This window comes from Taibaiella koreensis (assembly GCF_003545715.1).
In the GTDB taxonomy this organism is placed as follows: Bacteria; Bacteroidota; Bacteroidia; order Chitinophagales; family Chitinophagaceae; genus Taibaiella; species Taibaiella koreensis.
On record NZ_QVNU01000005.1, the window covers coordinates 226151 to 246222 of the forward strand.

Genomic DNA, 20072 nt, shown 5'->3' on the forward strand with positions numbered 1-20072 from the left:
ACGCCCGCCGCTTATTCTATAATTTATGCTTTTTCGGCGTCGAAGGTCAGTTCCAGACCCAGGCCGCGCAGTTCATGCACCAGTACGTTGAACGATTCCGGGATACCGGCTTTCGGAATATTATCGCCTTTCACGATAGATTCGTAAGCCTTGGCACGGCCGACAATATCGTCCGACTTGATCGTGAGCAGCTCCTGCAGGATGTTGGATGCACCGTAAGCCTCGAGTGCCCACACCTCCATCTCACCGAAACGCTGACCACCGAACTGGGCTTTACCACCCAGGGGCTGCTGCGTGATGAGCGAGTATGGTCCGATCGAACGGGCGTGCATCTTATCATCTACCATGTGGTGAAGCTTAATGATATAGATGATACCAACAGTGGCTTTCTGGTGGAAGCGGTCGCCGGTCTCACCGTCGTACAGGTAAGTATGACCGAAGCTGGGCAAACCGGCTTCTTCTATGTAATGCTTGATCTCGTCGGAAGAAGCACCATCGAAGATGGGTGTAGCAAAGCGCAGACCCAGCTTTTCGCCGGCCCATCCCAGGATGGTTTCGTAGATCTGGCCCAGGTTCATCCTCGAAGGTACACCCAGCGGGTTCAGCACGATATCTACAGGTGTGCCATCTTCCAGGAACGGCATGTCTTCTGCACGCACGATCTTGGCTACGATACCCTTGTTACCATGGCGGCCCGCCATCTTATCCCCTACTTTCAGTTTACGTTTCACTGCCAGGTACACCTTGGCCAGCTTCAGCACGCCCGTGGGCAGCTCATCACCGATAGACAGGTTGAACTTCTCACGCTTGTAGCGGCCGAGTTCTTCGTTGTACTTAATGTTGTAGTTGTGCAGCAGCTGGTTCACCAGGCCGTCTGTTTCTTCCTCGCCGGTCCATCCCAGGGGATTCACGCTCTGGAAGTCGACAGAGTTCAGCACTTTAGTAGAGAACTTGCCGCCTTTGCTGATCACCGGTTCGCCATAGGTGTTGGTCACACCTGCCGAAGCCTTGTCGGCCAGCAGCACAGACAGTTTTTCCAGCAGTAGCTTTTTGATCTCTTCAGTATTCTGGTTGTGTACTTTTTCGATCTTCTCCAGCTCGCCCTTCTCCTTCACCTTGGCATTCTTGTCTTTCTTGGCGCGTTGGAACAATTGCTTGTCGATGATGACACCTTCAACAGAAGGGGAAGCCTTGAGGGAAGCATCTTTCGCGTCGCCGGCTTTGTCGCCGAAGATCGCACGGAGCAGCTTCTCTTCAGGGGTAGGATCGCTTTCGCCTTTTGGCGTGATCTTACCGATAAGGATGTCGCCTTCTTTTACATGCGCGCCGATGCGGATGATACCGTTCTCGTCGAGGTCTTTGGTCGCCTCTTCGGAGATATTGGGGATATCGGCAGTCAGCTCTTCTTCACCCAGCTTGGTATCGCGCACTTCGAGTTCGTATTCGTCGATGTGTACGGAGGTAAAGAGGTCTTCGCGCACCACTTTTTCATTAATAACGATCGCATCCTCAAAGTTGTAACCTTTCCAGGGCATGAACGCCACTTTCAGGTTGCGGCCCAGGGCCAGCTCACCGTTCTGGGTAGCATAACCCTGTGTAAGGAAGTCGCCTTCCACCACTTTCTGACCTTTCCTTACGGCAGGGCTCAGGTTGATGCTGGTGCTCTGGTTGGTCTTCTTATACTTGGTGAGCCGGTATACCTTCAGGTCATCTTCAAATGACACCAGGCGTTGTTTTTCGCTGCGGTCGTAGCGCACATGAATTTCATTGGCATCTACGTATTCCACTACACCTTTTCCTTCGGCATGGATCTGGATACGGGCATCACGTGCCGCTTTAGCTTCCAGACCGGTACCTACGATAGGCGCTTGCGGGCGGATCAAAGGAACAGCCTGACGTTGCATGTTTGACCCCATCAGGGCACGGTTGGCATCGTCATGCTCCAGGAAGGGGATCAGGGAAGCGGACAAACCTACAATCTGGTTGGGCGCCACATCCATGTACTCCACTTCTTCACGCTCCAGGATCGGGAAGTCACCTGTTTCTCGGGATTTGATCTTATCTTCTATGAAAACGCCTTTATCGTCCAAAGGAACGTTAGCCTGTGCAATCTTCTTATCGTCTTCTTCTTCGGCACTCAGGTAGAATTCGTGCTTCAGGTCCACTTTACCATCTTTTACTTTACGGTAAGGCGTTTCGATGAAGCCCATATCGTTGATCTTGGCGTGCACGCACAGCGTAGAGATCAGACCGATGTTCGGTCCTTCCGGCGTTTCAATAGTACACAGACGGCCATAGTGGGAGTAGTGTACGTCACGCACCTCAAAGCCTGCGCGCTCACGGCTCAGACCACCGGGTCCGAGGGCGGAGATACGACGCTTGTGCGTGATCTCAGAGAGCGGGTTGGTCTGATCGAGGAACTGGCTCAGCTGTGAAGTACCGAAAAAGGAGTTGATCACAGAGCTCAGTGTACGCGCATTGATCAGGTCGATGGGCGTGAACACCTCGTTGTCACGCACATTCATACGTTCGCGGATCGTACGGGCCATACGGCTCAAACCCACACCGAACTGGGCGTACAGTTGTTCGCCCACAGTACGTACACGACGGTTGCTCAGGTGATCGATATCGTCGATCTCAGCCTTACCGTTCGACAGTCGTACCAGGTATTTGATGATAGCGATGATATCTTCTTTGGACAATACTTTTTTATCGTTGTCCATACCCAGCTCGAGCTTGCGGTTAATCTTGTAGCGGCCTACTTCGCCAAGGTCATAGCGCTTGTCGGAGAAGAACAGCTTTTCGATAATACCACGGGCGGTCTCATCATCCGGCGCGTCGCTGCCGCGCAGCTGACGGTAGATGTGCTGTACCGCTTCCAGCTCAGAGTTGGAAGTATCTTTATTTAAGGTATTGTAGATAATGGAGTAATCACCGCTCAGCTCTTCTTTCTGGATATAGATAGAATCGGCGCCCATTTCGATAATGGTGTCGACATGATCTTCGCTCAGCACGCTGTCACGCTCCAGGATCACTTCGTTACGCTCGATCGATACTACCTCTCCGGTATCTTCATCTACGAAATCTTCGGTCCAGCTACGCAGCACGCGTTCCGCAAGGCGGCGGCCGATATTGGCCTCAAGCGATTTACGGTCGGCCTTTACCTCGTCGGCCATGCCAAACAGGTTCAGGATGTCCTTATCATTTTCGTAGCCGATAGAACGCAGCAGGGTCGTTACCGGGAATTTCTTCTTACGGTCGATGTAGGCGTACATCACGTTGTTAATATCGGTAGCGAACTCCATCCAGGCGCCCTTGAAGGGGATCACGCGGGCAGAGTAGATCTTCGTACCATTGGGGTGCGTACTTTGCCCGAAGAATACACCGGGCGAACGGTGCAACTGAGACACCACTACACGTTCGGCACCATTGATCACGAAAGTACCGCGGGGGGTCATGTATGGGATGTTACCCAGGAACACATCCTGAACGATCGTTTCGAAGTCAACGTGCTCCTCATCATTACAGCTCAGACGCAGTTTGGCTTTCAGCGGTACAGAGTAGGTCAGGCCACGCTCCATACACTCTTCGATAGTGTAACGGGGCGGGTCGATAAAGTAATCGAGAAACTCCAGCACAAAGATGTTGCGGGTGTCCGTAATGGGGAAGTTTTCCTTGAACACGCGGAACAGCCCCTCTACATCACGCTTATCGGGCGTGGTTTCGAGCTGGAAGAAATCCTGGAAAGACTGAAGCTGAATAGCCAACAGATCAGGTGTGTCTGCCACATCATGGATTTTGGCAAAGTTCACACGACCTGATTGTGTGCGTTTTGTTACGTTAGACATAGTATTTTACACCGATTTTGTAAAAGACAAAATAATCCCACCTCAAAAAGCGCTTATGCTTTTTGAAATAGGTTTAGCAATAAATTTTAAAATTTCCGGACCAAAAGAGATTTTGCACGTACGATTTCCCCTATTAAGGGACAGCAAAATTAAGGAACATATTTTTAATGAGCAAATTTTTCGAACTTGAGCAAGCAGAAAATCAAATTTAACATTTTTTTGTACAAAATTTAGGTTAACATTTGGTTATTTGCATCAAAATATAGCCAACTAAATGTTAAATATTCGAATTATGGTCTCTATTTCACTTTGTTCCTTTTGCTCGACAGGTTTATTTGTGACGCCCGGCAGACAAATATCGTCATTTTTTACGGTTTTCAAGAACGACCTACCCTTTCCGGGGGATATTTGGTGTTTTTCAGCAGATTACAAGGCTATATTGTAGGACGCAAACCGGAATTCCGCTTTCTTTGCGCATTCGAAGCTACTACCACATGCTTTGATTATTTCACCTTAAACACTGGCGTTAATGTCGATCAGATCTTTGTTTACCCTAAGCCTTACCGGGCTTTGCAGCGCGTCGCTGATGGCGCAGCGCCCCGCTAATTTTTTTCCTGCCAAACTGGACAACGGACTTGAAATTCTCGTGGTAGAAGACCATTCCGTTCCCCTGGTCACCGTAGAGATCACCACCAGGAACGGCTCTTATACCGAATCCCCGGAATACAACGGATTGAGCCACCTGTACGAGCACATGTTCTTTAAAGCCAATAAAGACTACCCCAGCCAGGAACAATATATGGCAAGGGTACGCGAGCTGGGTATCTCCTTCAACGGCACCACTTCCGACGAACGGGTAAACTATTTTTTCACCCTGCCCAAAACGAATCTCGACGCCGGCCTGTCCTTTATGAACTCGGCCATCCGTTACCCCTTGTTCCTGGCTGAAGAAATAAAGAAGGAAAACGTAGTGGTAGACGGTGAGTTCCAGCGCAACGAATCCAATCCTTTCTTCCCATTGATCGATGCCATGGCCCATTCGCTGTGGGGCGACCTCTATAGCCGTAAGAACACCATTGGCGATCATGCGATCATTAATTCGGCCACACCCGAAAAAATGAAAACGATCAAAGACAAGTATTACTGGCCCAACAATTCTATGTTGATCGTATCCGGCGATGTACAGCAGGAGGAAGTTATTGCCAAGGCAAAGGCTACCTTTTCCGATTGGAAGGCCTCGGGCTTTGATCCCTTCGAACGCTGGCCTATACCGGAATTCAAGCCGCTCGCCAAAAAAGACTATTTCATTACCGAATCGCCTATAGCGCCGGTTCCGATGATGATCTTCTCCTGGCACGGTCCCGATACCCGCACCGCCCGTTACGATACCCATGTAGCCGACGTTTTTTCCTATGTCCTGTCGCAAAATGCTTCTCAGTTCCAAAAGTCGCTGATCGATAATGGCCTGGCACTACAGGCCAATGTAGGCTACTCTACCCTCAAATATACCGGCCCTATTACCGTACAGGTAGTCCCTACGCCGGGGAAAGAAGCCGAATGCCTCGCCGAGGTGAAAAAGCAGATCGGCCTCTGGGATACCGACGGCTATATCACCGACGAGCAGCTGGAAACGGCCAAACGCAAACTGGAGATATCCACGCTGCAGGAACGGGATATCACCACCAACCTGTCGCATACCATTGCTTATTGGTGGTGCAGCGCCGACCTGGACTATATGTACAATTATGTGCCCACCCTCAAGAAGGTATCGAAAGACGATATTAAGGCCTATGTGCGCAAGTACATTAAAGACAAGAACTACAGCGCCGGCCTGCTGATCAATCCCAAAGACAAGGACCGGATACAGCCTGCTGGCTTCTGGAAATCTTAATCCTTTCAAAACAAAAAAATTTTAGCATGAAACGCAAAATAGGCATCGCGCTCATAGGTCTTACCTGCCTGGGCTATACAGGAAGGGCGCAAACCACCGAATTCGATATCAACGGACTTAAAGTAATCTTCAGGCACGCCGATAAATATACGGTGAGCGCCACCATGTTCTACAAAGGCGGCACAGCCAACTATACAGCCGACCAGCAGGGCATCGAAAGCCTCGCGCTTACAGCAGCCACATCCTGCGGTACCAAAGAAATGAACAAGGATGCTTTCCGCGACCTGGCCGATAAATATAATATAGAAGTGGGCGGCACTACCGGCTACGACTATGGCAGCATTAGCCTGTCCTGCGCCAAGCCTTATTTCAAGGAAGGCTGGCGCTTGTTCAGCCAGGCTATAATAAGCCCTGTGTTCGAGGAAAAAGAGCTTGCCATTACCCGCCAGCAGCTGATCTCCGGTATCCGGCAGGAAGAAGGCGATCCTGATACAAAAGTGGGCCATATGGCCAATGAAAATGTGTTTGCCGGCACCCGTTATGCCTACCGGCCCGCCGGTACTGCCGAAAGCCTGGCGGGACTTAACAAGGAAGCCGTTAGCAAATACTATTACAATACCTTACTCAACAAGAACCGCATGTTTCTGGTGATCGTAGGCGACTTAGACCCCAACACGCTGAAGCAGCAGTTGACGAACACCTTTAGCCAGCTGCCGGCTACGCCTGTACAACTACCGGCGCCAGAGGCCACCGTACTCAAAGGCAATAATCTCAAGGTGGAAAACCGCCCCCTGGCTACCAATTATATCATTGGCATATTGGGCGCTCCGCCCGCCAGCGATATTAAAGCTACCTATGCCAATGACCTGGCCTACCAGATACTGGCCGAAAAGCTTTTCGAAGAGATCAGGACCAAGCGGAACCTCTCCTATGCGCCAAGTGCCGCTGCCCGTAGCCGCTTTAAACCTTCGTCGATTGTCTATGTTACGACCACAAAACCACGCGAAGCCGTAGAGGTTATGGTGAATGAGGTGAACAAGCTACGGAACAACGGTTTTAATGAAGTTGACCTGCGCGATGCCAAAGCAGGATTTACCACGGAGTATTATATGGGCAACCAATCAACGGCAGCCATTGCAGCCATGGTGGGCGATGCGGAAATGAAAGGCAACTGGAAGAACGCAGAGACTATGCTGACCGATCTTGATGCCATACCGCTGGAAACCGTGCAGCGGGTATTCAACAGATACGCTACCGGTATACGCTGGAATTACCTGGGCGACGAAAAGCTGGCCGACAAGGAAATGTTCGACAAGGCAGTATCTGTCCCCTTACAAGCCAATCCCAATAGGCCGCAACCTGCACCAAAAATGGAGGTCTATAAGCTTGAAAAACAGTAACCCTCAAAATCGAAAGAACAATAAGAAAGGCGGCCGATGGCCGCCTTTCTTATTGCAGGAATATATAGTCAATTTTTTCCGGAGGTAAGACGCTATTGTCCTTCTTCCATATTCTGCTTGATACGGATATCGACATTGTCGCCTTCCTGTATCTTATTGGGCTCGTTGAATTCGTTGAAGGCTTCAGGCTGCTGGAGGTAGATCACCGCAGTAGTGGTATCGCTGATGGTACCGTCGAATACAGCGGAATACGTGAGATTGGAGCCACTCAGGATGGCTACAGCTTCGGGATAGGTCATGCCGTTCAGATCGGGAACATTGATCTGCTTGTTCCCAAGCCCGTCGCCGATCACCAGCGATATTTTACTTCCCTGCGGGATCTGTGTGCCCGGTGCGATCTCCTTACCGTTCAGCAGCTGGCTCAACACCGCGCCCTGGGCCATATCGGGTTTCATAATCGTGTCGCCCAGCAGCAGCTTATTGCTTTTCAGCAGCATTTCGGCGCTGCGATACGACATATTGACCAGATTGGGCATCGCAGTATTGCGCGGATTGACCCGGTTTATGATGAGAAAGATCGTTCGCCCTTGCTTCACGGTTGTGCCGCCCTCGGGTTGCTGTTCCAGCACGACCAAAGGCTTTTGATCGGGACTATAAGTGGAATCAAGATCTACCTCAAAACCGGCTGCTTCCAACGCTTTCAGCGCTTCATCACGATTCTTGCCTTTGAGCACGGGCACTGTCAACTCCTTTCCGTGCCCTGTAATCCATCCCAGCGAGGCAAAAAAGAGCCAGTAGATACCGATACAGATCAGCACAATGATAACAAGGGTTCCTACAAGGCTTTTATGAAACGGTTTCGACATGTTCGGTACTTATAATTTTCTCCGGCATACAGCCGGCATAGGGCGTTATCGTGTAAGCATCGTGAGGCTAGCCGGTGGCCCTCAGGCCAGCACCTCCTGCAGCAGGTTGCCGTAAAAGGTCATCAGGTTCAACCCTGCGGCCCGTACCTGCTGCGGTACGATGCTGTTCTCACTTTGTCCGGGCATTGTGTTGACCTCCAGGAAAAACAGATCGTTGGTTTTCTTGTGCAGGATAAAATCCATACGCACAATGCCTTTACAATTCAGGTGCTGGTAAATGCCTTCGGCCTTCCGGTTCAACTGCATCAGCACATCATGATCGATCACTGCCGGCGTGATCTCGTTGGTAACACCCGGCGTATATTTGGCTTCGTAATCAAAGAAATCATTTTTGCTGACGATCTCCGTGGGCGGCAAGGTATGGATCTTTCCTTTCAAGGCATACACGCCTATGGTCAGCTCACGGCCTTCGATAAACTCTTCGATCAGTACCTGGTTGTCTTCGGCAAAGGCTTTATCGATGGCCCCCATCAACTGTCCCGGGCTGACCACCTTGCTTACGCCCAGGCTGGACCCGCTCTCGTTGGGTTTCACAAATACCGGAAGCTTCAGACTTTCCATAATGGCACCCAGGGAGTAAGGCTGACTCTTGTACAGCACTACCGAATTGGCAATATGAACGATATGGTAATCCTTAAGCACTTTGTTGCAGAAGCTTTTGTTGAAGGTAAGCGCCGACACGATAGCATTGCAGGTCGTATAGGGCAGTCCGATCATGTCGAAATAGCCCTGGAGGCGGCCATCTTCTCCCGGTGAGCCATGTACCGCAATAAAGGCGGCATCAAAAGTCACCTTTCCTTCATCCAGCAATAGCGAAAAATCGTTCTTATCTACAACGATCTTGCCGCCGGTGGCCATTTCGTAGTACCATTCATTTCGATCGATAATGATCTTGTAAACTTCAAATTGTTCCGGATCCAGGTTTTGCTCTATCGTTTTTGCGGTGCCCAGGGAAATAACATATTCTCCGGAATAGCCGCCGGCAACGAGCGCAATTTTTTTCTTCATAATGAATGTAGTACAACTAAAAGAGTGCCAAAGGTAAATAATGCGTCAGGGATTATGAATTCCTTTTTACCGCAGGCATAAAAATTAACAAAAATGGCCTCTCACACCTCTGAGGGGCATAAATTGCCCCCTCAAGGGTAAAGAAAAGCCGGCTTTCGCTTAAGGCGTGGCCGGCTTTCCTTACGGAACTAATTTTACGATAAGTGATATTACCAGTCGAGGGTTTCGTTTTCTTTTTTCTTCTTCTCCTTCAGAATGCGTGCGCTGACCACGATACCGGCCTCGTATAACAATACCAGGGGAATCGCTACAAGGAAGATGCTGAACCAATCGGGAGGCGTGATCACGGCGGCCAGCACCATGATGACCACGATGGCGATACGGCGTTGGTCCCGCATGATCTTGGGCGTAAGGATGCCTATCCGGGAGAGGAAATAGACAATGATCGGCAGTTCAAATACAATACCCAGACCTAGGATGAGATCACTCATGGTATCGTAATAGTTGTCGATCGTGATAATATTCTCAAATTGCGGGCTCAGCTGGTAGCCGGCAAAAAAGTTGATGGTAAAGGGGGCGATAAGGAAATAAGCAAAGGCGACACCCAGAAAAAATAAAGTGGAGGACCAAAAAACGATACCCCGCGCATACTTAAGCTCTGATGCCTTCAGGGCTGGTTTTACAAATTTCCAGAATTCCCAGAAGACGTACGGGAAAGCCACAATAAAGCCCAGCATGAAGGAAATCGAAAAGCTCATCATAAACTGGCCCGACAGCTGGTTGTTCTGAAACCTCAGCTTGACATCAGAAAGACACAATGCATCGACATGGATCGCTTTTCCCAGGTCGCAAAGGAGCCTGTAGGAAATAAAATTGCTGCTGGTAGGGCCCATGATGATGTGCTCAAAGATCCATTCCACATTAAAGAAAACGACAACGGCGCCAATAATGATGGCCACCAGCGATCGTACCAGATGCCAGCGCAGCGCTTCAATGTGGTCGGTAAAACCCATCTCTCCTGTGGGGTTGCCACCGTTTCGCTTGGCGAGGAATTTATTGAGAATACTCAAAGGAATATGCCGTTTAACAATTGGAATAAAAGCCGGTTATGGCTCAGGCGCCCTGGATCTTCTCTACACGGCGTTCATGCCGTCCGCCTTCGAAGGGTGTCGCTAGGAAAAGCTCAGTCATTTTCTGTGCTACAGCATATTCCACGAAGCGTTCCGGCATACAGAGCACGTTGGCATTGTTGTGCTGGCGTGCCAGCATGGCCAGCTCTTCGTTCCAGCAAAGCGCCGCCCTGATGCCCTGGTGCTTGTTGGCGGTCATACATACCCCATTGCCGCTGCCACAGATAAGGATACCAGCCGCTGCCCTGCCCTCCTCCACCATAAGCGCCACCGGGTGCGCATAATCGGGATAGTCGGTGGAATCGGTAGAATAAGTGCCTTTATCTTCAACAGTCCAGCCGAGGCCGGTAAGCCAGGCTTTCAGCTGCTCTTTGTATTGAAACCCGGCATGGTCGCTGCCGATAGCCAGGGGAAGAGAAGTGTCAAATGTTGTTTGCATAGGGGCGCAAAGTTAAGTCAATAGGTCTATTGGTTGGTAAGTTATTGGTTAAAGCTACCGGTAAAATAATCACTCTTTGAAATCAACCGAATTTAAAAAACGCTTGCAAATCTCGTTCTGAGACCGGTTATTGTAATATACGGACAGAATACACATTTTGGTTTTGACCGGAATAAATATAGCGCTTAGCGAAATATCAAAATCATAAAATTTTATCTCGAATTCCAGAACTTCTCTATTTTTCAGAAGCCGTTTTTTGACGGGCTGAATGGTATAACGATCAGTTTCCGGGCTAGGGATAAAGGTATTTTGCTCCGATGTGTTTGAAAACAATTTTGTGTAGCTGGATTTATCTTTGAGTAAGTTGTTTACCATTTGGTCCACCTCTTCCTGCTTCTCTTTTTCAATTACGATAAGTGAATAGAATTCAATGTCACCCTTTTCTTTCCAGGGAAACATTGTCCAGTAACAGGAATAGGAATCAGAGGCTGCCGAATCAAAAATATGACCTGGAAAATCGAACGTAATAGGGATTTGCGGTAAATCTATTTTTCTCCAGCTATATTTATTTCTGGAAAAATGATACTTGACAATTTCCCCGTTTTTATAGTAAACAGAGTAGATATATTTTCCGTCAATGTCATTATAATATTTCCACTTACCATCCTCTTTTCCATCTTTTAACTGGCCCTTATAATCAATAACGCCATTTTCAAACCACTCAGTCGTTTTACCGATCTGTATATCGTTTTTCCAATTATTCTCTTTTCTCTTTTTCCCGCTCTCATAATAAGCATAAGAAACGCCTTCCTTTTTCCCATCCTTGGTCGTACCCTTAAGCTTTACTTGTCCATCAGGGTAATAAAATACAACATTTTCGATTTGAGGCGTTTGCTGTCCTTGGGACTGCAGCGTCATCATCATCAGCAGCCAAACGGACATACAGGCTTTCATTTTGACTGGTTTTAAGGAATGATAGAATGTCATTGTTGGCTTATCTGGTCTTTACGATCTCATAAAAATATTGCTCCAGCGATGCGGCCACTACGTCCCAATCAAACTGGCGCCGGATTACTTCACGGCCGGCTTCGCCCACCTCGCGGCGGTGTTCCGGCGACTGCAATAAGGCGATGCATGCTGCGGCAAATGCCTCCGTATCGGTGGCCAGCACCACACCCTCGCCCGAAGCGATGTTCAGACCGCTGAAACCGATATTGCGGCTCACCACAGGCACGCCCATTGCCATGGCTTCCAATACTTTGTTCTGGGTGCCGGCGCCAAAGCGCAGCGGTGCGACCACAATAGCCGCCCGGGCATAACAGGCTGCGAGGTCCTGCACAAATCCGGTTACGGTTACATCGTCCGAGGCCAGCGCCAACACTTTTTTTACCGGTCGCTGACCGGCGATCATAAACCTGATACCGGGTACCCGGGCTTTGATCAGTGGGAAGATCTCCTGCACAAAGTAAACAACCGCATCCACATTGGGCGCATAATCCATATTACCGGTAAACAGGATGGTTTTGTCGGGACCGTAGTCGTGCCCGCCGGCAGAGAAAGTGCCCAGATCGACCCCATTGGGCAGCAGCCGTATATTGTCTATACCCTGATCGTCCCGGAGGTAGCGAAGATCCTCGCCAGAGCATACCAGCGAGAGCTCATAGGCCTTCAGCACCTGTTCATAGGCCGATACCCTGCGCTGCTCTATCCGGTTAAATACTTTCAGCAACCCTTTTGCGCTGTCGATGCGCCGTTTCCAGTAAAGGGAATAGGCATCGGGCAGATCGAGGATGCGCGGTATGTCTTTATAGTCTGCCCAGTATTGCGCCATGCGCAGATGCTGTACATGCACGGCATCGTAGTGGTGCCGTTGCCGGAGCTCCGCTATTTTCGCTGTCATTGCCGGCGAATGGAAGTAACGCACCTGGAATGGTTCCTGCCGGAAAAAGGCAAGTAGGCTGTTGGCATAAGACTGGAAGCGGCTAAGAGGAACCAGGTGGATCTCCGTGAAGATCTGCTGCAATTCCGGCAGGTATTGCAAGTCCTTTTCATCCTGCAGAAAGGTGACCAGGTGTAGCTCATGCCTTGCCGCCAGCCTTTTGGCCAGGTGGTAGATCTTCAGCTTATCGCCCCGGTAAGGCGGGTATGGAAATCGATTGGCAGTAAACAGCAATTTCATGTTCGAACAGCAAATATCCTTTCTTTTTGCGAAAGGGAAAGTAAGGCTTTAAATGACTGTTATTAATCATTGCTTAAGAACCTTGCTGACTACATTTGTTCCATCCTAAACTGCATCCCATGAAACCACCTACCCTCCTGGGGCTCATCGACAGACGCATCCTGGTCAATTTCACAGTCGATCCTGGTATCGTAGCCGGGATGTTGCCTGGTCCTTTCCGGCCCAAAACATATAAAAACAAAGCCATCATCGGCATATGCCTCATACGGCTTAAGCATATCCGCCCCAAAGGATTTCCGGCTTTTACAGGTATTGCTTCCGAAAACGGGGCACATCGCATTGCTGTAGAATGGGATGAAGGTAATGTGGTCAGGGAAGGCGTATATATACCCCGCCGGGATACGGCTTCGCGGCTTAATGCCTGGCTGGGCGGGCGCCTGTTCCCCGGCAGGCATCATCTGGCGCAATTCAGGGTTGAAGAGGGCGGAGACCGTTACCAGGTAGCCTTTACCAGCGCCGACGGCGCCCACATGGCTATCGACGCACAGGAAACGACAAGCTTGTCCCCCTCCTCTGTTTTTGAAACACTGCCTTGCTGCTCTTCTTTTTTCGAACAAGGCGCCTGTGGCTACTCTCCCAATGGCACAACATTTGAGGGGATGAAGCTGACGATCCCTGCCTGGCAGGTACGGCCGCTTAGGGTCAGCTCGGTGTACGTAAGCCTGTTCGAGGATGAATCTCTTTTTCCAAAAGGTTCGGTCGTATTTGACAATGCACTGATCATGACCGGCATGGCATCCGAATGGCGCGCGCTCGAAGATAAATGAATTGTCTCCCGGTGAAGCAGCGTGAAAGATCACCTCATCAGTTGCAAATCAGGTTACGCCTTTCCCACTTAATGACTTCGATATCATCTTAAAAAGCGAGGCTGCTCCAAAGAACAGCCTCGCTTTTTAAGATGAGCACACACCCAACTACTATTTCCTGATCAACTTCAAGGTTTGTATTTGGTCAGGCGTGGCGATCCTGATCCAATAGGCGCCGCTGGCAAGGCCATCAAGCGCAATATCGGGCTTACTGGCTTTGAGATCGCCGGTTGCGGCCAGCTTGCCTTCCAGGGTATAAATGGAATAGCCTGCATCACCGGAAATCCCCGTTACACGTACTTTTTCTCCGGCAGGATTGGGATACAGCAGGAATGTATTGCCGGCACCGTTACGCTGTAACATGACGATCGTAGACAGGCTCGCGCTGCCATCGAGATCTACCATACTCAAGCGGTACAATACCCTGCCCTTAATGTTGCTGATATCGTCTTCCTGCTGGTAACGCGACGCCTCGCTTAGCTTCTGGCTGGCTACCTTGACAAAACCGGCGCCACCGGCGCTACGCTCCAGCTCGAAATGAGAAAACTTATCCGGGTTGCCGATCTCCCAGTGGAGCAGCGCCATATGTTCTCCGGCCAGCTTTCCGGTAAAGGAGATCAGCTTAATGGGGAAGGCACCCGCAGGTACTACCTGTATAGGCCCAAAGGCGTTATCGTCGCTGCTTTGGGCATTGCCGGCAATCAGCGGTTCCGGAAGCGCATTGCTCGTTTGTTGCAGCGGTACCGTACCGGCTACGGCACCCACGATATCGACCGTCATTGTAAAATGGGTTTGTGGCCCACCGAGTACCATAGCGGGGATACCTGCACCAGTAACATCCAGCTGCAAAAAGGTTCCTGTACCCGCAATGACGGTCCAGGTGGGCGTGAAAATAGCATCGCCCCCGTCGAAGTCAAGCGACGATTGGTTCACCGAAACATTTGGCGGGAAGGAGATATTAAAGCTTGCGCCACCCGCAGGTATGGGATCATCACCATCGTTGCCCACATCAAATGTGGTTGTTGTCGTCTGACCTACCTCGATCGGACTTTCAGCGGCTGTAATGCCATGTACCTGTGGATTGGCAAGCGGGTTTGGACCTTGTCCCACCGCAACCAGTGCGCCTGCTATTGCGGCAATAGTGAGTAACGTTTTTTTCATTTTTTTTATTTGTGAAACAAAACTAAAAAATTATGCTTATTAAATCATAAAAAATGATCTAAATTTTCAATTTATGTATGTTTTGTGCTTTATAACTGCGAAAAAGCAAATTGAAATACATATTAAATGAGCAAAAATCAATTAGCGGTAATGATCCGGCTATAGAAATTGTTAGCCGGTACAGAGTCGTAAGTACGGTTGGGATCGGCATAGATCTTGACCGTGATATTGCCTTGCGAACCGGTGAGCACTGTAGTTCGCGTTAACTTGAAGCTTATGGCCGTCTGTCCGCCGGCAGTAACAGCAAAGCTATTCGCCGATTGCAGGTTAATGCTTGTTGTCGAAACGGGAAAAGCATTCCACTGGCTGTTGCTCACGGTATATTGTCCGCCTGCCAGAAGCGCTACCTGCGTCGTACTGCCGGTGAAGCTGATCGAATAGCCCGATGGCACTACGATATTGATCCCAATAGGGCTTGCAGTGGCTACCTGCCGCAGCTCCGTCAACCGTACAATGAAATCCCTGGTGGCGCCTGCGCCTAACTGGTTTATCGGTAATATAACAACCGGGGTAAGATCGGGAGTAGCGCGAAAATCGATAAACGCAATGGCGGGCGCGCTGCTTAAGCCGGCGGCATCGGTTACGCTGTATACAACCGGCGTGGGATCGCCCGTAAAGCCACTTTGTGGTGTAAAGGTAAGTGCCCCTGTGCTGCTGTTCAACGACCAGATACCCTGACCCGGCACCGCGAAGCCCGTTATATCGCCCTGCGGATCGGTAGCAATACTGGTAGCATTGCCTGGCGCCACGAGGCTGATGCTATCGGGAGATAAGGTTCCGCCGTCGGGATCGGTATCATTGGCCAGCAAATTGGCAATAGTAGCCGCCATACCCTCTGTTTGATTGACGATCGTATCACTTACAGCTACCGGCGGCTGGTTGATCCCGAAGTTAATGCCTGCCACTGCAGTGCTGCCCACGGTTATCGGGCTACGGCCATCGGCAGGCGTAGTATTATCGGTTGCGCTTACATTTTGATAGCCTCCTGGTGGCGTCACACCGATGATGTAATTGCCCGGCACCTGGTTGGGGAAACTATAATTCCCATTAGCATCGGTAGCCGTTGTCGCCAGTACGGTAGTGCCGTCGATAGCAAACAGAGAGACGGTAACACCTGAGACGGGGGGGCCGTCAGGGCCTCCGGTCATACCATTATTGTCGTTATAAACCGTTCCGCCAACCGTTACCGGCGAATTGAAGTCGATAGTGATCGTCGCGGTATTGCTTACCGCCCCCGCTGCATCTTTTACTTTGTACCTGATGGGTGTGGGATCGCCTGTAAAGCCGGCTTGCGGGGTAAAGGTGACCGCACCGGTGCTACTGTTCAGCGACCAGGTGCCTTCGCCGGGCACCGTAAAGCCCGTCACATCGCCCTGGCCATCGGTGGTGACGCCGGTAGCGCCTGCCGGTGCGACAAAGCTGATATTGCCTGGTGATAATGGGCCTTCGAGATCTGTATCATTGATCAGCAGGTTAGCAATTGTAGCCGGGCTTCCCGGAACCTGGCCTGTCAGCATATCATTTACGGCAACGGGAACACTATTTATCGGCTCCAGCTTAAAGCCGTCCCAGCTGATATAGCCGGCAATGGTGCTTGTGTTCAATGCGCTTATATAAACCGGTCGCATATTGAATGTCGCGGTAGTAGCAGTCGCGGTCAGTACCTGGTCTACCGTTTGCCAGGTCCAGAACGGTGCGCCGCTATTGGTCGGATTTGCATAGCCTGTCATACCGGTTACGACGGCATTTGGACGGGCGTTTGCGTTGTAGTGGTCACTTCCTTGCCGCACACAAGGCGTCCGGGCCCAGTAATAGCGAAAGCGATATTGTTTGCCCACGATAAGCCCGCTTATGGTTTGTTGAAAACCTTCGTTAATTCCCCCGTCTTCGCAAACGGTGCTTTCAAAAGTGCCGCCGTCGGGAGAAGCAGTTGGAGAGACCGTTGCTGAACTCGTCCAGGGATAAACACCACCGGCATTGGGAATATGCGCGTCGGATGCGGCATTGTTGATATCCGGGGTGGAGGAATTGATCGACCAGCTGGTAGGCACCCGGCTAGTGCCTACAGGCCCGTTCATGCTGCCGTTTACAAAAAGATTTTGCCCAAAGGCATCAGATCCTTGGAAGATCAGCAGGCCTAATGCAAATCCTATAGACCGTACAATTTTCCATTTGATAAAAATGAACATATTATTTGCTTTTATTTATTTTAAAAATTCTGCCATCGCAATAATTCGGTTGTTAATATGCCCCCGCCTTGCCTGTTGATGATTCCCGCTGGAATAACCCAAATATGCCTTTCAAAAATGCACCGGTCTACACCAGCCGCGGATTGAAAGGGATGATCTTCCTGTTTAAACCTACTTATTGTCTTACAAATCTTATTCCTCGTTTTAGTGGCCCATAGACATCCTCTATGAATGCACTACATAGCGTTTAAAGTAAACAGAAAACGGATAACAATTTGTTTCATATTTTAAAACAACAAAACTTAATCTACTAATAGACAGCAATAAATACATTTAACAACAGCATATAAAAACAAAAAAAGCGACCATTCCTTGACAGGAATGGCCGCTTTCAGGGAGAACGGAAGGGCTGCTTGTCAACCACCGTTCACACCGGTATTTATGAAGAGAAAACTTATTTCAGGATCTCGTGTCCCAACTTATCTCTCTTGGTTTTCAGGTAAAATTCATTGTAGGTATTGGGCACTATTTCTATGGGAACCGTCTCCACGATCTCGATACCGTAGCCCAGCAGCCCTGCCCGCTTACGGGGATTATTGCTCATCAGGCGCAGCTTGGTAATACCCAGGTGGCGCAATATCTGTGCGCCTACGCCATAGTCCCGTTCGTCCATTTTGAAACCCAGCGCCAGGTTGGCCTCCACGGTATCCTTACCTTCTTCCTGCAGCTTATAGGCTTTCAGCTTATTGAACAATCCTATGCCTCTGCCTTCCTGGTTCATGTACAGCACGCAGCCCTTGCCTTCGCGTTCTACCATCTCCATAGCAGCTTGCAGTTGCTCGCCACAATCGCAGCGCAGCGAATGCAGAATATCGCCCGTAAAGCACGAGCTATGCACACGGGTAAGCACAGGCTCGTCCTCGGCCCAGCTTCCTTTGATCAGCGCTAAATGCTGCTCGCCGGTATTTTTTTGGCGGAAGGCAACCAGCTCAAACAAGCCGTGTTTTGTAGGCATCTGCACCCGCACTTCTTCCTCGATAAGGCTTTCTTTTTCCAGCCGGTACGTAATTAGGTCCTTAATGGTGATGATCTTGAGATCAAACTGCTTAGCGATCTCGACCAGCTCTGGCAGCCGGGCCATGGTGCCGTCGTCGTTCATGATCTCAACCAGCACGCCGGCAGGTTCCATACCGGCCAGGCGAGCCAGGTCGACCGTGGCTTCCGTGTGACCGATGCGGCGCAGCACGCCACCGGGTTTGGCCCGCAGCGGAAAGATGTGCCCGGGGCGTCCCAGGTCCTCGGGCTGCGTATTGGGATCAATAAGCGCTTGTACGGTCTTGGCCCGATCGTGGGCCGAAATACCCGTGGTACAGCCCTGCCCTATCAGGTCGACCGAAACGGTAAAGGGGGTTTGGTGCAGCACTGTGTTGTTCTCCACCATTAAATTGAGGTTGAGCGCGGCAGCCCGTTCTTCGGTAATGGGCGCGCAAATAAGCCCGCGGCCGTGCTTCGACATGAAATTGATGATCTCGGGGGTCACATTCCGGGCCGCGGTAACAAAGTCACCCTCGTTTTCCCGGTCTTCATCGTCAACAACGATCACGAGCTTCCCTTTTCTGATGTCTTCTAATGCTTCTTCAATTGTGTTCAGCATGAAATAAATTAAGATTTAATGAAACTTAATCGTGGATTTCAAACTTCCATTTTCGATTTCAAATATAGAAAACGCAAAGTTACGGCAGTATTTGTCATTCCCCTAATCTCTATGGGGCCGTATTATCAGCGCATTGTCATAAGTAATGGGACAGGATGAGAAGCGGGAAAATCCAATAGCCACTCAGTGACTCAGCTCGATATTGAAGTAGACTTTTGCGAGGAGAATAAAACCGAACACGAGGATGCAGATCGCCGATATGCGGTTGAGATACATGATGCGGCGCAAGGTGAGCTGCCTGCGTATCTTATCGGCCAGAAATACTTTAATAATGTCGAATCCCAGCACGATAGCCAGACACACACCGAAGAAAACAGCCCTGGGCGCCAGGGTAGCGCCGGCTACCGAGATCGCCGCACCCACCCACAACAGGATAACAGCAGGATTGAGCGCGTTCATCAAAAAACCCGTACCCCATATTTTGAAATAAGCACTGGCGCTGATATCCAAGGCTTTACCCTGCTTGGGCCGCTTGGGTTTATACTTACGCAAAAGGCTGGCCAACCCCATAACAATGAAGAGACCGGAACCGATATAGCCTACCGTCCGCTGATGGTCTTCAAGGAACTGCAGCCAATTGGTGGCTATATTGGCCAGCACCACGTAAATGATATCACTCACAGACACGCCCAGGATGAAAGCAATACCAGCTTTGTAGCTATGGTGCATGCTGTAACGGATAACGGCGAAGAGTGTAGGCCCCACCGAGATGGCCATGAACAGCCCCAGCAATACTCCTTTTACGACAGCTTCTGAAAAATTCATGCTTGTGTCCCTGGCAAAACTGCCATTTTTATCGCTCCGGACTTTCGTCCTTATTTAGTTTTTCTTCCTGGTAAGCTGTTTCTTCGCACAAACAGAGACGCTTTCGAAACGCCTGGACCAGCAGGTATACGACCACCGAGTAAGCAAAGGGCGCCAACATATAGCGCTCATCATGCCAGGTCCTTCGTACAAAATCAAAGGCGTCTGCTCCCTGGTCAAACACAAGCCATGCCAATTGCAGTATAATAAATACAGGAAAACGCCAAAATCGTTGACCATCCCTCAAGAAGACAAACAATACCAGCGAGTATACCAGGCAGGCGGCCCAATGAGGTATTAATATCAGCGCATTCCAGCCGCTTAGAACCGGCACTGAACTATTGCGTTCACCACGTGCCACACCAATATTCCAGCAGACAAGGACACTAAATACCAGCAACCATACCAAAAATAGCTTGACCACATCCTTTTTACGGTACCTTATCTGCCGGGCCAT

Annotated in this window: 15 protein-coding genes; 3 read left to right on the forward strand and 12 right to left on the reverse strand. The window is 50.0% G+C overall.

Annotated elements, in window-relative coordinates:
- Positions 1-23 precede the first annotated feature (23 nt).
- Positions 24-3848, reverse strand: coding sequence for a DNA-directed RNA polymerase subunit beta (gene rpoB / locus DZK30_RS17280; protein WP_118975421.1), 3825 nt, complete (start codon positions 3846-3848; stop codon positions 24-26).
- 529 nt (positions 3849-4377) lie between these two features.
- Between rpoB and DZK30_RS17285 the strand changes: the two genes are divergently transcribed.
- Both DZK30_RS17285 and DZK30_RS17290 read left to right on the forward strand, forming a co-directional pair.
- Entirely contained in the window at positions 4378-5739 is a 1362-nt protein-coding gene (locus DZK30_RS17285; protein WP_118975422.1) for a M16 family metallopeptidase, read from the forward strand.
- A 26-nt stretch (positions 5740-5765) separates the two neighbouring features.
- Positions 5766-7139: a M16 family metallopeptidase gene (locus DZK30_RS17290; RefSeq protein WP_118975423.1), complete on the forward strand. Its 1374-nt coding sequence runs from the start codon at positions 5766-5768 to the stop codon at positions 7137-7139.
- A gap of 92 nt (positions 7140-7231) precedes the next feature.
- Here DZK30_RS17290 and DZK30_RS17295 read toward each other — a convergent pair whose 3' ends face one another.
- The 6 genes from DZK30_RS17295 to DZK30_RS17320 all read right to left on the reverse strand — a co-directional run bounded on the left by DZK30_RS17295 (position 7232) and on the right by DZK30_RS17320 (position 12821).
- Positions 7232-8005, reverse strand: a complete 774-nt coding sequence (locus DZK30_RS17295; protein WP_118975424.1) for a PASTA domain-containing protein — start codon at positions 8003-8005, stop codon at positions 7232-7234.
- A gap of 81 nt (positions 8006-8086) precedes the next feature.
- A complete protein-coding gene (locus DZK30_RS17300; RefSeq protein WP_118975425.1) occupies positions 8087-9073 on the reverse strand; it encodes a D-alanine--D-alanine ligase in 987 nt (328 codons plus the stop codon).
- A 209-nt stretch (positions 9074-9282) separates the two neighbouring features.
- Entirely contained in the window at positions 9283-10143 is an 861-nt protein-coding gene (gene tatC, locus DZK30_RS17305; RefSeq protein ID WP_240432945.1) for a twin-arginine translocase subunit TatC, read from the reverse strand.
- Positions 10144-10186: 43 nt separating this feature from the next.
- Positions 10187-10642, reverse strand: a complete 456-nt coding sequence (rpiB, locus tag DZK30_RS17310; RefSeq protein ID WP_118975426.1) for a ribose 5-phosphate isomerase B — start codon at positions 10640-10642, stop codon at positions 10187-10189.
- Positions 10643-10711: 69 nt separating this feature from the next.
- Positions 10712-11596, reverse strand: a complete 885-nt coding sequence (locus DZK30_RS17315; protein WP_162903183.1) for a toxin-antitoxin system YwqK family antitoxin — start codon at positions 11594-11596, stop codon at positions 10712-10714.
- 40 nt (positions 11597-11636) lie between these two features.
- The gene (locus DZK30_RS17320; protein WP_118975428.1) at positions 11637-12821 is read right to left on the reverse strand and encodes a glycosyltransferase; all 1185 of its coding nucleotides are present in this window, start codon (positions 12819-12821) and stop codon (positions 11637-11639) included.
- A gap of 119 nt (positions 12822-12940) precedes the next feature.
- On the opposite strand from DZK30_RS17320, the gene DZK30_RS17325 reads away from it, so the two are divergent.
- On the forward strand, positions 12941-13648 hold the full coding sequence (locus tag DZK30_RS17325) for a DUF2071 domain-containing protein (protein ID WP_118975429.1): 708 nt from the start codon (positions 12941-12943) through the stop codon (positions 13646-13648).
- 150 nt (positions 13649-13798) lie between these two features.
- On the opposite strand, the gene DZK30_RS17330 is transcribed toward DZK30_RS17325, so the two are convergent.
- From DZK30_RS17330 to DZK30_RS17350, 5 genes are all read right to left on the reverse strand, one after another.
- Complete coding sequence (locus tag DZK30_RS17330) at positions 13799-14848, reverse strand: T9SS type A sorting domain-containing protein (RefSeq protein WP_118975430.1); 1050 nt, start codon at positions 14846-14848, stop codon at positions 13799-13801.
- Positions 14849-14985: 137 nt separating this feature from the next.
- Complete coding sequence (locus DZK30_RS17335) at positions 14986-17097, reverse strand: Ig-like domain-containing protein (protein ID WP_118975431.1); 2112 nt, start codon at positions 17095-17097, stop codon at positions 14986-14988.
- A 454-nt stretch (positions 17098-17551) separates the two neighbouring features.
- Positions 17552-18751: a bifunctional 3,4-dihydroxy-2-butanone-4-phosphate synthase/GTP cyclohydrolase II gene (locus DZK30_RS17340; RefSeq protein WP_118975432.1), complete on the reverse strand. Its 1200-nt coding sequence runs from the start codon at positions 18749-18751 to the stop codon at positions 17552-17554.
- Positions 18752-18934: 183 nt separating this feature from the next.
- The gene (locus DZK30_RS17345) at positions 18935-19576 is read right to left on the reverse strand and encodes a LysE family translocator (protein WP_118975433.1); all 642 of its coding nucleotides are present in this window, start codon (positions 19574-19576) and stop codon (positions 18935-18937) included.
- A 28-nt stretch (positions 19577-19604) separates the two neighbouring features.
- Positions 19605-20072, reverse strand: coding sequence for a hypothetical protein (locus tag DZK30_RS17350; protein ID WP_118975434.1), 468 nt, complete (start codon positions 20070-20072; stop codon positions 19605-19607).

Excerpts from the sequence above, each read along its gene's own strand:
- DZK30_RS17340 (WP_118975432.1), bottom strand. The coding sequence starts at position 18,751 with ATGCTGAACACAATTGAAGAAGCATTAGAAGACATCAGAAAAGGGAAG.
- DZK30_RS17335 (WP_118975431.1), bottom strand. The coding sequence starts at position 17,097 with ATGTTCATTTTTATCAAATGGAAAATTGTACGGTCTATAGGATTTGCA.
- DZK30_RS17345 (WP_118975433.1), bottom strand. The coding sequence starts at position 19,576 with ATGAATTTTTCAGAAGCTGTCGTAAAAGGAGTATTGCTGGGGCTGTTC.
- DZK30_RS17320 (WP_118975428.1), bottom strand. The coding sequence starts at position 12,821 with ATGAAATTGCTGTTTACTGCCAATCGATTTCCATACCCGCCTTACCGG.
- DZK30_RS17325 (WP_118975429.1), top strand. The coding sequence starts at position 12,941 with ATGAAACCACCTACCCTCCTGGGGCTCATCGACAGACGCATCCTGGTC.
- DZK30_RS17300 (WP_118975425.1), bottom strand. The coding sequence starts at position 9,073 with ATGAAGAAAAAAATTGCGCTCGTTGCCGGCGGCTATTCCGGAGAATAT.
- DZK30_RS17290 (WP_118975423.1), top strand. The coding sequence starts at position 5,766 with ATGAAACGCAAAATAGGCATCGCGCTCATAGGTCTTACCTGCCTGGGC.
- DZK30_RS17350 (WP_118975434.1), bottom strand. The coding sequence starts at position 20,072 with ATGGCCCGGCAGATAAGGTACCGTAAAAAGGATGTGGTCAAGCTATTT.
- DZK30_RS17330 (WP_118975430.1), bottom strand. The coding sequence starts at position 14,848 with ATGAAAAAAACGTTACTCACTATTGCCGCAATAGCAGGCGCACTGGTT.
- DZK30_RS17315 (WP_162903183.1), bottom strand. The coding sequence starts at position 11,596 with ATGAAAGCCTGTATGTCCGTTTGGCTGCTGATGATGATGACGCTGCAG.
- rpiB (WP_118975426.1), bottom strand. The coding sequence starts at position 10,642 with ATGCAAACAACATTTGACACTTCTCTTCCCCTGGCTATCGGCAGCGAC.
- DZK30_RS17295 (WP_118975424.1), bottom strand. The coding sequence starts at position 8,005 with ATGTCGAAACCGTTTCATAAAAGCCTTGTAGGAACCCTTGTTATCATT.
- rpoB (WP_118975421.1), bottom strand. The coding sequence starts at position 3,848 with ATGTCTAACGTAACAAAACGCACACAATCAGGTCGTGTGAACTTTGCC.
- DZK30_RS17285 (WP_118975422.1), top strand. The coding sequence starts at position 4,378 with ATGTCGATCAGATCTTTGTTTACCCTAAGCCTTACCGGGCTTTGCAGC.